Here is a 14,318-nt window from a genome sequence, read left to right as displayed (position 1 = left end):
TTAAAGTGTAATTTGAGTCTTTTATATTTGGACAAGATATACTATAATTAATAAATACAATTTATTATGTTACGAATTGGGTTGGAATATAAGTGGACAAGCTACGAGTGATCCGAGTAAAGCTATAGACGTATGATGTTTTGATGCGTATGTTGATTGAAATTGTGAAAATTTTTGTAGATATGGATAAATTGAGAACCGTCCCCAAGGAGGTTGAGGTTAAATTGAACAGAGACGAGAATAAATTGAGAACCGTCCCCATAGGTGGGCAAGCTGTGCTTGAAGGGGTAATGATGAGAGGGCCAAAGAAAATTGCAGTGGCAGTGAGAAAGGCAAACGGTGAGATTGAGGTTAAGGTGGAGGATAATGTGCCACTGTATAAGAGGCATAAGTTGCTTAGTTTGCCTATTATAAGAGGAATGGCGGCGTTTGTTGATTCGCTTGTTGTAGGGGTTAGGATGCTTAGCTATTCGGCTGAGTTTTTTGAAGAAGAGGAAAGCAATCTTGAAAGGTTTATGAAGGATAAATTGAAGGGCAGATACAAGGATTTTGAGATGGGTCTTAGCCTAGTTATTTCAATTGTTTTTGCTGCACTATTGTTTTTTGTTTTGCCTACATTTGCAGCTGGGCTAATAAAAAGTCCTGGAAGGGTATATACTAACATTCTTGAGGGAATCATAAGGCTTTTAGTTTTTTTAGCTTACATTGGACTTATAAGCAAATTAAAGGACATACAGAGAGTTTTTCAATATCATGGGGCTGAGCATAAGAGTATTTATTGTTATGAAAATGGATTAGAGTTAACCGTTGAGAATGCAAGAAAATTTACAAGACTGCATCCAAGGTGTGGGACAAATTTTCTTTTAATAGTTATGATAATTAGTATTTTTATATTCAGTTTCTTTGGGTGGCCTAACTTTTTGATAAGAATACTGTCAAGGATTATTTTGATACCAATTGTAGCTGGAATATCCTATGAGCTTATTAAATGGCTCGGAAAATCAGAGAGCAAACTATCTAAAATTCTTGCATATCCAGGGCTTATGCTGCAAAACCTAACAACAAGGGAGCCGGACGATAGCCAGATAGAAGTTGCAATAGAAGCTATAAAACGCATTTTACCAACTGAAAATTAAGGCTGGTGATAATTTGACTATTATTGAGGCGATTAAATATACAAAGGAAATTTTAAATAAACACAACAAACAGGAACATGAGGCTGAAATACTGATAGGTCATGTATTAAATAAAGATAAACTTTATTTATATTGCAATCCTGATGAAAAACTAACTGATGAGCAAAAAAGTAAACTTGAAAATGCATTAAGTCAAAGGATAAGTGGAAGACCCTTGCAATATATAATAGGATATTGGGAATTTTACGGCAATAAATTTCTAGTAAAGGAAGGTGTCTTGATTCCAAGACCTGATACCGAAGTATTGGTTGAAAAAGCCCTAGAATTAATTAAAGATATTAAATGCCCAAGAATAATCGATATAGGTTGTGGAAGTGGCGCTATTTCCATTAGCATTGCAAAGGAAAGGGACGGTTCTCAAGTTTTTGCTGTCGACATAGAGGATGTCCCACTTGAACTTACAAAGCAAAACGCAATTTTAAATAAAGTTGATGATAGGGTAAAAGTCGTAAAGTCAAATCTACTATCAGCTTTTGACGAAAATTCTTTTGAATCCTTCGACCTTATAGTATCGAATCCGCCCTATATAAAAGATGAAGAAATAGCTACATTGATGGATGAAGTTAGAAAGTTTGAGCCAATCACAGCGCTCTCTGGAGGAGTTGATGGGCTCTACTTTTATAGAGAAATAACATCTCAATCAAAAAAATTCCTTAAAAAAGGCGGTTTTATTGCCTATGAAATTGGGCACAATCAAGGTGAGGAAGTAAAAACAATTCTATATCAAAATGGTTTTGATGAAATAAAATTATATAAGGATTATGCAGGACTTGATAGGGTTGTTACAGCACTGTGGCAAGGCAAAATGTAAAGCTAATGGCACTAATATTTGCTTTTTTTTGTGATAAGAATTATAATAATTATTTGGAGTTTATTGATGGAGGGTTAAAAAGATGCAAGGAAAGCTTGATTTCATTGAGGAAAAATATGAGGATTTGTCAAGAAAGATTAGCGACCCTGAAGTTATTGCAGATAATAATTTGTTTCAGAAGCTATGCAAAGAGCACAATTCCATAGAAGAGATAGTTTTAAAATATAGAGAATATAAAACTATTTTAAAAAGAATAGATGACGATAAAGAATTATTAAACGATGATTTGGATAGGGAAATGAAGGAACTTGTTGAAGAAGAATTAAAGGAACTTCTTGAACAGAAGGAAGTTGTTGAAAAAGAGCTTAAAGTTCTGCTTCTCCCTAAGGACCCTAACGATGATAAAAACGTGTTTATTGAAATAAGGGCTGCAGCAGGCGGCGATGAGGCTGCACTTTTTGCTGCAGAGCTTTACAGAATGTATACACGATACGCAGAAAGACACAACTTTAAAACAGAACTTGTATCAACAAGCCCTAACGACCTTGGAGGATATAAAGAAGTAATATTCATGATTAAGGGTCAGGGTGCATATTCAAGGCTTAAATACGAAAGTGGAACCCACAGAGTTCAAAGAGTTCCAGTTACTGAAGCCGGCGGAAGAATACACACATCAACAGTTACGGTTGCAGTTTTACCAGAAGTTGAAGACGTTGATTCAAATATAGTAATTAATCCTAACGATATTAGAATAGACGTATTCCGTTCATCCGGACATGGTGGACAGCACGTTAACACAACTGATTCAGCTGTTAGATTAACTCATATGCCAACTGGAATAGTAATCTCGTGCCAGGATGAGAAATCTCAGTTAAAAAATAGAGAAAAGGCCATGAGAATACTTAGAGTTAAGCTATATGAAATGGAGCTTGAAAAACAAAGAAGCCAGATTGCAGCAGAGAGAAAGAGCCAGGTTGGAACTGGTGACAGAAGCGAAAGAATCAGAACCTACAATTTCCCACAGGGTAGAGTAACGGACCACAGAATTGGACTTACTATATATCAATTAGAAGCATTTTTGGATGGAGAAATTGACGAAGTAATCGATGCCCTTATAACCGCAGACCAAACAGAAAAATTAAAGGAGGTCGGGGAATAATCCCGCATTATGAATTCAATTAAGAAGAATTTAAAAAGGGAACGGGCTAATATAAAAAGGAATTACTTTTTATCGTATTTTATTTTAATATTGATTGCTTATTTTACCTACATGATAATAAACCTTCAGCTACTTACTGGCTGGGAGGTTTATTTTACTATATTCTACGCAGTTGTGATTGAAATTCTTCTTATAGTCAATATTATCAAAACCTACGTAGAAACCAGATTTAAGTTTGAAATTGCCGATAACAGGGTAAAAATACGCAGTTTTTTAAGTGAACCATTTTCTTTCCAAACTTCAAAGGTTGTTTATGTAGATGTCGTCCAGGGTAAAAATATATTTGACATTATAATAGTTCTTAATAAAGTTAAAAGGAATAAAAAGCTAATAAGTCTTAAGGCAAGTGCCGAAAAGGAAAGCAATTTAAAAAGAATTTCAAATTTTCTCAATCAAAAGTATGAAAATGATGATTTTTATTACTATATCATCAAAAATGGTGGATATAAGAAATTTAATTATTTATTTAAATTATATAAGAACTGTTTTGAAGCTGAATTCTCAAGAATGGCAATGGAATATGTAAAACAATTTATGGAAGAATATAATTTGTCGTAATATATTTTAACTCCCTAAAATAAATTAATAAAGAAGAATTTTTGGGGAGATGAAAATTTGGATAATATATTATTTATTACCTTAATAGGAACGTTAGTTTGTGCAGTTGGAACCACTTTTGGTGCTCTTGTTATTGTTACTATAAGAAAATCAAATAATATTTTTATGTCGTCTATAATTGGAATTGCAGCAGGGCTTATGCTATCCGTTGTCACTTTTGATTTAATTCCCGAAGCTATTGAAACAGGAGGGCTTGATACCGCTCTTATTGGAACAATTATTGGAATTATTTTTGCAGTTATGCTTGACTCATTTCTTCCACAATTTAATATTGTAAAAAGATACGGAAGGCATTTTAAAACTGCACTTTTATTAGCACTTGGCCTTGCAGCCCATAATTTTCCAGAAGGGCTTGCAATAGGAACGGGATTTGTGGGAAGTATTAGCCTTGGGACAAAAATATCTCTTGTAATTGCTTTTCATGATATTCCAGAAGGTGCAGCAGTTGCGGCACCGCTTATAAATAGCAATCTCAAGAGCTGGCAAATACTATTAATAACTGCCTTAACTGCACTCCCGACAGCAGTAGGGTCGTTTGTTGGAGCAGTTCTCGGTAATTTATCGCGATTTTTTATATCATTGTGTCTTGGTTTTGCATCGGGAACAATGCTTTATATTGTAGTTGGAGAATTGATACCAGAGAGCAAGGAGTTATTTAGAGGCTTTATTTCAACCCTTTCTACGCTACTTGGTATTTTGCTTGGTCTAATTTTAGTATCTTCCCTTTAGGAGGCAATCTATGGATACAAAAGTTTATTATATAAACGAAAGAGATACAGAAAAAATAAAGGAAGCAGCGCAAGTTATACAAAATGGAGGACTTGTCGTCTTTCCAACAGAAACGGTTTATGGGCTGGGTGCTAATGCACTAAGCCCTGAAGCATGTAAAAAAATATTTATTGCAAAGGGAAGGCCGCAGGATAATCCATTAATCGTCCATGTTGCTGATTTTGATATATCAAGATATGTTGAATATATCCCTGAAAACGCAAAAAAACTTATGGAAGCATTCTGGCCGGGACCTTTAACAATTATTATGCCTAAATCTAATCTTATACCCGATGTTGTAACTGCAGGGCTTGATAGCGTTGCGATAAGGATGCCGGAGAATAAGCTTGCAAGAAGGCTTATAGAATTCTCAAACTGTCCTATCGCTGCACCAAGCGCTAATATTTCAGGAAGACCAAGCCCAACGAGTATTGAACACTGTATCGAGGATTTGAATGGAAGAGTTGATATGATAATAGGCGGCGAGAGGGCAAAGGTGGGGCTTGAATCAACGGTTGTAGATGCTACAGAGGGGACAATAACCATCCTAAGACCAGGTTTTATTACAAAGGAAGACCTTGAGGAAGTTGTTGGAGTCGTTAAAATTGACCCTGCCATAAAAAATGAGGATTTTAAGCCAAAATCCCCTGGGATGAAGTATAGGCATTATGCTCCAAAATCTCCTTTAAATATTATAATGGGTGATTTGAATAAAGTTGTTGATTATATAAATGAAAATGTGTATAATATGAAAAAGCAGGGCAAAAAAGTTGGAGTTATGATGACTGATGAGACGATAGAAAAGGTTGATGCAGAAGTAAAGATTAGCCTTGGAAGCATTGAAAGCCCTGGACTTATCGCAGCAAATCTTTTTGATGCGTTAAGGGAATTTGACAAGATGGAAGTTGATTTTATATACTCTATTGGATTTGAAGAAAGAGGATTGTTTGCGGCAATTATGAATAGGCTCAAAAAAGCTGCAGGAAACAATGTTATTTTTGTTTAGGAGGTTGAGTATGAAAATACTTTTCGTATGCACAGGGAACACATGTAGAAGTGCAATGGCAGAAGGTATTGCTAAACATTTGTTAAGTAAAGAAAATCTTTCAGCCGAAGTTTCCTCTGCAGGAGTATTTGCAACATTTGGAACATCAGCCTCTGAAAATGCTATTTTAGCCCTTGATGAGATAGGCATTGATATTTCTAAACATATTTCCAAACCTTTAACAGAAGAAATGCTAAAAGAAGCTAATTTAGTCCTTACGATGACTTTGGGTCATAAAAACGCGATTCTATCAAAATATCCACAATTTTCAGATAAAGTATATACACTTTTTGAATACATAAATGAAGATAAAGACGTTTTAGACCCATTTGGTGGAAATTTAGAAGTTTATAGACAAACTGCTAATGAAATTAAACAAGCTATTGAAAAAATTATCAGTAAAATAAAGGAAAGTTAAGGGCGTATTATCGCCTTGGCTTTCCTTTTTTGTATATAAAAAGGAGGAGTGCAAATGAAAATTGCAATAGCATCTGACCATGGTGGACTTAGTTTAAAGGAAGTTATTAAAAAACATCTTGAAGGAAGAAAGATTGAAGTTGTTGATTTTGGGACAAATTCAACTGAATCCTGTGATTATACTGATTTTGCCCTTTCAGTTGCGGAGGCTGTTGCAAAGGGAGAGTTTGAAAAGGGAATACTTGTTTGTGGAACAGGAATAGGTATGTCGATTGCAGCAAACAAAGTGAAGGGTATAAGAGCTGCACATGTTACAGATACTTTTTCAGCAAAGGCTTGCGTTGAGCATAACAATGCAAACATTATGACACTTGGTGAGAGAATTACAGGTCCTGGACTTGCAATTGACATAGTTGAAGCTTATTTATCTTCAGAATTCCAAGGTGGAAGACATCAAAGAAGAATCGATAAGATATCTGATATTGAAAACAAATATATGAAATAAGGGGGAGTTATAATGGACAAGAGAGTTACAATAATTGACCATCCACTAATACAGCATAAACTGTCAATAATGAGGGATAAGAATACTGGTTCAAAGGATTTTAGAGAACTACTTGAAGAAATTGCTATGCTTATGGCATATGAAGTTACAAGGAATTTCCAACTTGAGGAGGTTGAAATTGAAACTCCGATTTGTTTGACTAAAGCAAAGATGCTGACAGGAAAAAAGGTTGCTATTGTTCCAATCTTAAGAGCTGGGCTTGGAATGGTTGACGGAATGCTAAAGTTAATTCCAGCGGCAAAGGTTGGGCACATAGGTCTTTATAGGGACCCAGAGACTTTGAAACCAGTTGAATATTACTGCAAGCTTCCTTCAGATATATCGGAAAGAGATATAATACTTGTTGACCCAATGCTTGCAACAGGTGGTTCAGCGAGCGATGGAATTCACCTTTTGAAGGAAAAGGGAGCTAAAAATATTAAATTAATGTGCTTGATTGCAGCACCGGAAGGAATTGAAGCAGTTTTAAATGACCATCCGGATGTTGAGATATATGTTGCTGCAGTAGATGAGTATTTAAACGACCATGGCTATATAGTTCCTGGGCTTGGAGATGCTGGTGATAGAATATTTGGAACTAAGTAGGTGAATTTATGAGGCCTAAATGGGATGAATATTTTATGGAAATTGCTGAGGTTGTAAAAAAGCGTTCGACATGCCTAAGACGTCAGGTAGGGGCGATAATAGTCAAGGATAATAGAATACTAACAACAGGATATAATGGAGTTCCTCCAAAAATGAGTCATTGCGAAGAGTTGGGATGCCTAAGGCAAAAGTTAAACATTCCTTCGGGACAAAGACACGAACTTTGCAGAGCTTTGCATGCTGAACAAAACGCAATTGTTCAAGCTGCAAAATATGGAATTTCCATTGAAGATTCAACAATATATATAACAAGTCAACCTTGTATCATATGTGCAAAACTTATTATCGCATCGGGAATAAAAAGAATCGTTTACAGCGGGGACTATCCTGATGAACTTTCAATGCAGATGCTAAATGAATCAGGGGTTGAAGTTGTAAATTTAAAGTATTAATATTTAAAGGGCTGGGCACTAAATGGTGCCCAGCCCTTTTTAGGGACGGTTCTCAATTTATTTTACTCTGAGATAACCTAGGGACGGTTCTCAATTTTATTTTATCCGAAAAAATTTAGACAAGACTTCCTAAATACTTTTTAAAGTTAAATTTTCATAAATAAGAATTAATTGAGAACCGTCCCAAAAACGATCTGATTAAAATGATGCAAGAACGACATGGATGTCCAATTTTTTCAGACGAGATAAAATTGAGAACCGTCCCCAAAAATTTTTTAAAAACTATATAATAATTGTAATTTTTTTGATAAAATTATTCTGAATGAGTTTTGAAAAATGGGATGTGATGTAATGATTTTGTTTATATTAGTTTTTTTGACTGCCTTTGCAATTTCAATTGCATTGACACCGATTATAAAAAAGCTTGCGTTTAAGATAAACGCTGTAGATGTGCCAAAGGATGAAAGAAGGATTCACAATAAACCCATTCCTAGGATTGGTGGAGTTGCTATTTATATTGCGTTTATTGCTGGGATATTGATTTATTCAACATTGGATAGGCATGTTTACGGAATTATAATAGGTTCAACAATAATATTTATAGGTGGATTTATTGATGATTTAAAAAATTTAAAGCCTAAGTATAAATTATTTTTTCAAATAGCAGCAGCTCTTGTTTTGATATTTTTTGATGTTAACGTAAAGTTCCTAACGATTCCATTTGCTGCAAATGGGGAATCACTTTATATTGGCTATATTGGAACGGCAATCACTTTTTTATGGGTGGTTGGCATTACAAATGCGTTAAATCTTATAGATGGGCTTGATGGGCTTGCAACAGGAGTTTGTTTTATTTCTGCAATATCCCTTTTCTTTGTGTCATTGATTAGTGGAAGGTCTATTGCTGTTATTATGACTCTTGTATTGTCAGGTGCCTGTCTTGGTTTTTTACCATATAATTTTAATCCAGCTTCGATATTTTTAGGAGATAGTGGGGCACAGCTTTTGGGTTTTCTTCTTGCAGCTATCTCGATTCAAGGGGCGATTAAGTCGGCGGCAGCATTTGCAATTGCAGTTCCTATAATAGCCCTTGGTATTCCAATTTATGATACATTGTTTGCAATGATTAGGAGAAAAATAAATAATAGACCGATATCTGAGGCTGACAGAGGCCATTTTCATCATAGGCTACTTGATATGGGGCTCAATCAAAAACAAGTTGTTCTTATAATGTATTCTGTCAGCATCGTTTTTGGAATTGTTTCGGTGCTTGCAATGCTTTTAACTGCTAAAAAATCCTTTGCACTTTTAATTATTATTTTTGCCGTAACTTTGTCATTTGCAATAGAGTTTGGACTATTAAGTAAGAAATGAGGTGTTATTTTGAAAAAGATTAAGGTTATGACGATATTTGGAACAAGGCCAGAGGCAATTAAAATGGCTCCTCTTGTTAAAGAACTTGAAAAAAGAGAACAATTTGAATCCATTGTTTGTGTTACAGCGCAGCACAGGGAAATGCTTGACCAGGTTTTGGAGCTTTTTAAAATAAAGCCTGATTATGATTTAAATATAATGCAGCAGAGGCAGTCACTTTCTGGCATCACAACAAGGGTATTAGAGGGCTTGGAAGAAATATTTAAAAAGTCACAGCCAGATATAGTTTTAGTTCATGGGGATACGACAACTACATTTGCAGGAAGCCTTGCAGCCTTTTATAACCAAATAAAGGTAGGTCACGTTGAGGCTGGTTTAAGAAGTTTTAACAAATATTTCCCATTTCCAGAGGAAATGAATAGAAAACTGACTGGTGCGATTTCGGATTTACATTTTGCTCCAACCAAAACTGCAAAGGAGAACCTTTTGAGAGAGGGAGTTAAGCAAGAAGATATATTTGTTACGGGAAATACTGTTATAGATGCAATGAACACAACTGTTGAAAAATCATATAGATTCGAAACTGAGGAATTAAATGAAATAAATTATAAGAATAAAAAAGTTATAATGGTTACTGCCCACAGAAGAGAAAACTGGGGAGAGCCGCTTGAAAATATTTGCACTGCTTTAAGAAGAATTGCTGAAGATTTTGAAGAAGTTGAGATAATCTATCTTGTTCATCTTAATCCAGCCGTAAAGGAAGTTGCTTATAAAGTATTAGGCGATGTGCCTAGGGTTCATTTATTGCCACCTCTTGATACTAAGGAGACGCATAATCTTATGAATAAAAGCTATATGGTTGTTACAGATTCGGGTGGACTTCAAGAAGAAGCACCTCACCTCGGAAAGCCAGTTTTAGTTCTAAGAGATGTTACTGAAAGACCAGAAGCGGTTTCAGCAGGAACAGCAAAGATAATTGGAACGGACAAAGAAAATGTATATCAAAATATTAAAAATTTATTAACAGATAAAGAAGCATATAACAAGATGGCAAATGCTATTAATCCTTATGGAGATGGAAAGGCTTCAGAAAGAATAGCTGATTCAATCCTATACTATTTCGGAATATATAAGAAAAGACCTGATGAGTTTAATAGCTTTTAGAAAATCAAAGAAAAACATATAAAATAAAAGGAATCTATCAATGGATTGGTTATTTTAAGCAATAATCAAAAAAATCACCATAATTATAAGAATAACAAAGTTGTCTTATGTCGATAAAGTGCTAAAATTAGAATATGTTGAATAAATCTTACCGATATCTTTATGGATATCGGTTTAAATTTTTTGTTTATGGTGAAATATACTTATGAAAAACTTAAAAACTTTCGGGATATTATTATCTTCTATTTTAATTGCTTTGATATTAATCGATACAAAATGGGCTAAGGATTTTATATTTGGATTTTTATTGGAGATGTTTAATTTATTTAACCAGCATTTTTCTTTGAATTTAATTTTAAAAAAACAAAGGAATATCATTGCGACCCACTGGCTGCTATATATTACAAGATATTCATTATATGGAGGCTTATTTGCCTTATATGTTTTTAAAACAAATCCAAATGTATTGATTATATTTATTGGAATTTTTGCTGCTAAGGTTTTTGGAATTTTACTTGAATTAAACAGGCTAAAAGGGGGTGGAGAGTGTGTCAGACGCTAAGCCAGTGTTTGAGTTATTTGTTTTAGGACAGCATATTCCCATTAATCAGTCGATTATTTTTCAATGGACAATAATGGTAGCAATGATAACAATATCTTTTTTTCTAACTAGAAATATGAGTATGATTCCTAAGGGTAAGCAGATTTGGGCAGAGTATATGGTTGAATCAGTTAATAATTTGGTGAAGGAGAACATGGGTAAAAAGTATTTAAAATTTGCTCCCTACATAGGGACTTTGGCAATTTTTCTTTTGCTTATGAATTTGTTTGATTTATTTGGCTTTAGGCCTCCTACCACCGACTATTCAGTTACACTTGGACTTGCAATAATATCTTTTATAATTATTCAAGTTAATGCGATAACTAAGAATGGAATCATAAATTATATTAAAGCCTTTTTTCATCCATTTTCATTTATGTTTCCTTTAAATATTATTGAAAGGTTGGTAGTGCCTATTTCACTTAGCCTAAGATTATTTGGGAATACATTAGCAGCAGTAATTATAATTGAGTTGTTATACCAAGCGCTGAATAAGGCAACTGAGGCTTTAAATATAAACATACCATTTTTACAGGCGATTATCCCAATACCTTTTCATTTGTATTTTTCGATATTTGATGGTGTAATTCAAATGGTTATTTTTGTGATGCTTACAATGATATTTATCAAAATAACAGCAGAACACTAAAAGGAGGAGTTTAAAATGGCAATTGATACTAAATCATTAATTATGGGACTTATAGCAATAGGTGCTGGCATAGCAGCATTAACTGGTTTTGGTGCAGGAATAGGAACTGGGATTGCAACAGGAAAAGCAGTTGAGGCAGTTTCAAGACAACCAGAGGCTAAGAACGATATAATATCAACTCTTATCATAGGTAGCGCATTCTCAGAAGCGACAGCAATATATGGACTGCTTGTTGCAATAATTCTTTTATTTGTATTTGCAAAATAAAGGGCTTGCGTTTAGCAAGCCTTTAGGCTAAGAGGTGATATCGTGTCGGTAGAAAAATGGACGGTTCTTTTTACTATATTGAACACTTTTATACTATATTTATTCATGAAAAAGTTTTTTTTCGATAAAGTTAACGGCTTTATGAATAAAAGACAGTTATCGATTGAGGATAAAATTAATCAGGCAAATAAAAATTTTGAAAAAGCAAATGCAATACTTTTAGAGTATGAACAAAAATTAAAGCAGCTTGAGATAGATGGAAAAAATATTGTAGAAGATTATAAGAAAAAGGCAATAAGGCTTTATGATGAAATGATTGAAGATGCTAAAAAAGAGGCAGAACTTATAAGAGATAGAGCAAAGAGGGATGCAGATAGAGAAATAGAAAGGGCAAGAGAGGAAATTAAAAACAGAATAGTAGAACTTTCATTAATTGCAGCTGCAAAGGCAATAAATGATGAATTAAACGAAGAAAAACATCGCAAACTTATTATGGATTTTATAAATAAGGTAGGGGTATAAGATGAGAGATGTAGCATCGTTAAAATATGGATATGCCCTATACGAAGTAGCGCTTAAAGAAGACAAGCTTGATGAATACCTCGAAGACTTAAAGGGTATACTTGATGTTTTTAAGGCTTCACCTGAACTTTTAGAATTTTTAAGGCATCCTGAGATAACATTGCAAAATAAGCTTGCTGTTTTGAGCAATGTATTTAGGGGAAGAATCCAGGATGAGATTTTAAGACTTTTAGATTTGCTTGTTAGAAACGATAGGATAGATGATTTTAGGTATATATATAAGGACTATAGAAAATTTGCACTTGAACACAAGGGGATAAAAATTGCACTTGTTAAAACAGCAGTTCCCTTAAATGATGAAGAAAGAAATTTAATAAAAGTAAAATTTTCAAAGATATATGATAGCGATATAGAAATTGACGAGATAATAGATGAAGAAATAATAGGTGGAATATGGGTCAGAGTTAAAGATGATGTTTATGATGGAACAATAAAGAGCAAATTGGATACGATGAAAAAGACGCTTCTTTCAAATAGCGAGGTGGAAATAGGATGATTAAAGTTGATGAAATAAGCTCAATAATAAAAGTTCAACTTTCAAAGTATAAAGATGAGATTCAAACAGCAGACACTGGAACTGTAGTTCAAGTAGGTGATGGTACATCAAGAATTTATGGGCTTGCAAATGTTATGGCTGGAGAACTTTTGGAGTTCCCTAACAATATTTTCGGGATGGCTTTAAATCTTGAAGAAAACAATGTAGGAGCAGTTTTGTTTGGTTCCGACCAAGGAATAAAAGAAGGCGATATTGTTGTTAGAACTAAAAAGGTTGTTGAAGTTCCAGTAGGTGAGGAACTTATAGGCAGGGTTGTAAACCCACTTGGTATGCCAATTGATGGAAAGGGACCGATTAAGACCTCAAAAACAAGACCAATTGAGAGGAATGCACCTGGAGTTATAGATAGAAAATCAGTTAAGGAACCGCTTCAAACAGGAATAAAGGCGATAGACGCCATGGTTCCAATTGGTAAGGGACAAAGAGAGTTAATAATAGGAGATAGGCAAACTGGGAAAACGGCTATTGCGATAGACACTATAATTAATCAAAAGGGAAAGAATGTTATTTGCATATATGTTGCAATTGGACAAAAACAGTCTACAGTTGCAAATATAGTTAATACCCTTGAGAGCTTTGGAGCTCTTGACTATACGATTATTGTATCAGCAACTGCCTCAGAGCCTGCACCGCTTCAATATCTTGCACCATATGCTGGATGCACGATGGGCGAAGAATTTATGGAAAATGGAAAGCATGTTTTAATAATTTATGATGATTTATCAAAGCATGCAGTTGCATATAGAACCATGTCACTACTATTAAGAAGACCACCAGGAAGAGAAGCTTATCCTGGAGATATATTTTATATTCATTCAAGGCTTTTAGAGAGAGCTGCAAAACTAAGCGATAAATTAGGTGGGGGTTCTATGACGGCGCTTCCAATAATAGAAACGCTTGCAGGTGACGTTACCGCATATATCCCAACAAATGTTATTTCAATAACAGATGGACAGATATTTTTAGAGGCTGACCTATTCTCATCAGGGGTAAGACCTGCTATAAATCCAGGTATTTCGGTATCAAGAGTTGGAGGCTCTGCACAGATTAAAGCTATGAAGCAAGTTGCTGGTATGTTAAGACTTGAACTTGCACAATATAGGGAACTTGCAGCCTTTGCACAATTTAGCTCCGACCTTGATAAGGAAACAAGACAGAGAATTGATAAAGGAAAGAGGCTTGTTGAAATTTTAAACCAAGCACAATATAGTCCAATGCCTGTTGAGGACCAGGTAATAATACTCTATGCTGCCATAAACAACTATATAAACGAGATACCGGTTGAGATGGTTAAGGATTTTGAAAAGGAATTTTTAGAATACATGAGAACACATGAAAATGATTTAAGAAAAATGATTATAACTAAAAAGGAACTAGATGATGAAATAAAGACAAGACTAAATAGCGCAATTGAAAAATTTGCGTCTTCCTTTAAAAATAAGGAGTGAT

18 protein-coding genes are annotated in these 14,318 nt (G+C 34.4%); all 18 read left to right on the top strand.

Annotated features, from left to right (window positions below; genetic code table 11):
• Positions 1 to 293: 293 nt before the first annotated feature.
• On the top strand, positions 294 to 1,136 hold the full coding sequence (locus ABG79_RS02760) for a DUF1385 domain-containing protein (RefSeq protein WP_242859297.1): 843 nt from the start codon (positions 294 to 296) through the stop codon (positions 1,134 to 1,136).
• A gap of 13 nt (positions 1,137 to 1,149) precedes the next feature.
• Positions 1,150 to 2,007 carry a peptide chain release factor N(5)-glutamine methyltransferase gene (gene prmC, locus ABG79_RS02755; RefSeq protein WP_057976880.1) on the top strand — a complete coding sequence of 286 codons (858 nt, stop codon included), beginning with the start codon at positions 1,150 to 1,152 and terminating at the stop codon, positions 2,005 to 2,007.
• A gap of 82 nt (positions 2,008 to 2,089) precedes the next feature.
• Entirely contained in the window at positions 2,090 to 3,166 is a 1,077-nt protein-coding gene (gene prfA / locus ABG79_RS02750; protein WP_057976878.1) for a peptide chain release factor 1, read from the top strand.
• A gap of 9 nt (positions 3,167 to 3,175) precedes the next feature.
• The gene (locus ABG79_RS02745) at positions 3,176 to 3,784 is read left to right on the top strand and encodes a hypothetical protein (RefSeq protein ID WP_057976875.1); all 609 of its coding nucleotides are present in this window, start codon (positions 3,176 to 3,178) and stop codon (positions 3,782 to 3,784) included.
• Positions 3,785 to 3,841: 57 nt separating this feature from the next.
• Entirely contained in the window at positions 3,842 to 4,573 is a 732-nt protein-coding gene (locus ABG79_RS02740; RefSeq protein ID WP_057976873.1) for a ZIP family metal transporter, read from the top strand.
• 10 nt (positions 4,574 to 4,583) lie between these two features.
• Complete coding sequence (locus ABG79_RS02735; protein WP_057976871.1) at positions 4,584 to 5,618, top strand: L-threonylcarbamoyladenylate synthase; 1,035 nt, start codon at positions 4,584 to 4,586, stop codon at positions 5,616 to 5,618.
• A gap of 10 nt (positions 5,619 to 5,628) precedes the next feature.
• Complete coding sequence (locus ABG79_RS12610; protein ID WP_057976870.1) at positions 5,629 to 6,075, top strand: low molecular weight protein arginine phosphatase; 447 nt, start codon at positions 5,629 to 5,631, stop codon at positions 6,073 to 6,075.
• 54 nt (positions 6,076 to 6,129) lie between these two features.
• Positions 6,130 to 6,579 (top strand): ribose 5-phosphate isomerase B, encoded by a 450-nt coding sequence (gene rpiB, locus ABG79_RS12605; protein WP_057976868.1) that lies wholly within the window; start codon positions 6,130 to 6,132, stop codon positions 6,577 to 6,579.
• 12 nt (positions 6,580 to 6,591) lie between these two features.
• Complete coding sequence (gene upp / locus ABG79_RS02720) at positions 6,592 to 7,224, top strand: uracil phosphoribosyltransferase (RefSeq protein WP_057976866.1); 633 nt, start codon at positions 6,592 to 6,594, stop codon at positions 7,222 to 7,224.
• 8 nt (positions 7,225 to 7,232) lie between these two features.
• Positions 7,233 to 7,676, top strand: coding sequence for a deoxycytidylate deaminase (locus ABG79_RS02715; RefSeq protein ID WP_057976864.1), 444 nt, complete (start codon positions 7,233 to 7,235; stop codon positions 7,674 to 7,676).
• A 351-nt stretch (positions 7,677 to 8,027) separates the two neighbouring features.
• A complete protein-coding gene (locus tag ABG79_RS02710; protein ID WP_057976862.1) occupies positions 8,028 to 9,050 on the top strand; it encodes a glycosyltransferase family 4 protein in 1,023 nt (340 codons plus the stop codon).
• Positions 9,051 to 9,059: 9 nt separating this feature from the next.
• Positions 9,060 to 10,214: a non-hydrolyzing UDP-N-acetylglucosamine 2-epimerase gene (wecB, locus tag ABG79_RS02705; RefSeq protein WP_057976860.1), complete on the top strand. Its 1,155-nt coding sequence runs from the start codon at positions 9,060 to 9,062 to the stop codon at positions 10,212 to 10,214.
• A gap of 205 nt (positions 10,215 to 10,419) precedes the next feature.
• Positions 10,420 to 10,776 (top strand): hypothetical protein, encoded by a 357-nt coding sequence (locus tag ABG79_RS02700; protein WP_057976858.1) that lies wholly within the window; start codon positions 10,420 to 10,422, stop codon positions 10,774 to 10,776.
• A complete protein-coding gene (locus ABG79_RS02695) occupies positions 10,763 to 11,464 on the top strand; it encodes a F0F1 ATP synthase subunit A (protein ID WP_057976856.1) in 702 nt (233 codons plus the stop codon). Before ABG79_RS02700 ends, ABG79_RS02695 begins: the two co-directional genes overlap by 14 nt.
• A gap of 15 nt (positions 11,465 to 11,479) precedes the next feature.
• Positions 11,480 to 11,731: an ATP synthase F0 subunit C gene (atpE, locus tag ABG79_RS02690; protein WP_423230083.1), complete on the top strand. Its 252-nt coding sequence runs from the start codon at positions 11,480 to 11,482 to the stop codon at positions 11,729 to 11,731.
• Between the two features lie 42 nt (positions 11,732 to 11,773).
• On the top strand, positions 11,774 to 12,253 hold the full coding sequence (locus tag ABG79_RS02685; RefSeq protein ID WP_057976854.1) for a F0F1 ATP synthase subunit B: 480 nt from the start codon (positions 11,774 to 11,776) through the stop codon (positions 12,251 to 12,253).
• Position 12,254: 1 nt separating this feature from the next.
• The gene (locus tag ABG79_RS02680; protein WP_057976852.1) at positions 12,255 to 12,809 is read left to right on the top strand and encodes a F0F1 ATP synthase subunit delta; all 555 of its coding nucleotides are present in this window, start codon (positions 12,255 to 12,257) and stop codon (positions 12,807 to 12,809) included.
• The gene (atpA, locus tag ABG79_RS02675) at positions 12,806 to 14,317 is read left to right on the top strand and encodes a F0F1 ATP synthase subunit alpha (RefSeq protein WP_057976850.1); all 1,512 of its coding nucleotides are present in this window, start codon (positions 12,806 to 12,808) and stop codon (positions 14,315 to 14,317) included. Before ABG79_RS02680 ends, atpA begins: the two co-directional genes overlap by 4 nt.
• The last annotated feature ends 1 nt before the right edge of the window (position 14,318 follow it).

The sequence above is a fragment of the Caloramator mitchellensis genome (assembly GCF_001440545.1).
GTDB lineage: Bacteria > Bacillota > Clostridia > Clostridiales > Caloramatoraceae > Caloramator > Caloramator mitchellensis.
Note: the sequence above shows the minus strand (reverse complement) of the source record. Positions and strands in the feature narration are given on the sequence as shown.

Coding starts and splice junctions, on each gene's coding strand:
- ABG79_RS02760 (WP_242859297.1), top strand. CDS start 294: ATGAGAGGGCCAAAGAAAATTGCAGTGGCAGTGAGAAAGGCAAACGGT.
- prfA (WP_057976878.1), top strand. CDS start 2,090: ATGCAAGGAAAGCTTGATTTCATTGAGGAAAAATATGAGGATTTGTCA.
- ABG79_RS02745 (WP_057976875.1), top strand. CDS start 3,176: ATGAATTCAATTAAGAAGAATTTAAAAAGGGAACGGGCTAATATAAAA.
- ABG79_RS02735 (WP_057976871.1), top strand. CDS start 4,584: ATGGATACAAAAGTTTATTATATAAACGAAAGAGATACAGAAAAAATA.
- ABG79_RS12610 (WP_057976870.1), top strand. CDS start 5,629: ATGAAAATACTTTTCGTATGCACAGGGAACACATGTAGAAGTGCAATG.
- rpiB (WP_057976868.1), top strand. CDS start 6,130: ATGAAAATTGCAATAGCATCTGACCATGGTGGACTTAGTTTAAAGGAA.
- upp (WP_057976866.1), top strand. CDS start 6,592: ATGGACAAGAGAGTTACAATAATTGACCATCCACTAATACAGCATAAA.
- ABG79_RS02715 (WP_057976864.1), top strand. CDS start 7,233: ATGAGGCCTAAATGGGATGAATATTTTATGGAAATTGCTGAGGTTGTA.
- ABG79_RS02710 (WP_057976862.1), top strand. CDS start 8,028: ATGATTTTGTTTATATTAGTTTTTTTGACTGCCTTTGCAATTTCAATT.
- ABG79_RS02700 (WP_057976858.1), top strand. CDS start 10,420: ATGAAAAACTTAAAAACTTTCGGGATATTATTATCTTCTATTTTAATT.
- atpE (WP_423230083.1), top strand. CDS start 11,480: ATGGCAATTGATACTAAATCATTAATTATGGGACTTATAGCAATAGGT.
- ABG79_RS02680 (WP_057976852.1), top strand. CDS start 12,255: ATGAGAGATGTAGCATCGTTAAAATATGGATATGCCCTATACGAAGTA.
- atpA (WP_057976850.1), top strand. CDS start 12,806: ATGATTAAAGTTGATGAAATAAGCTCAATAATAAAAGTTCAACTTTCA.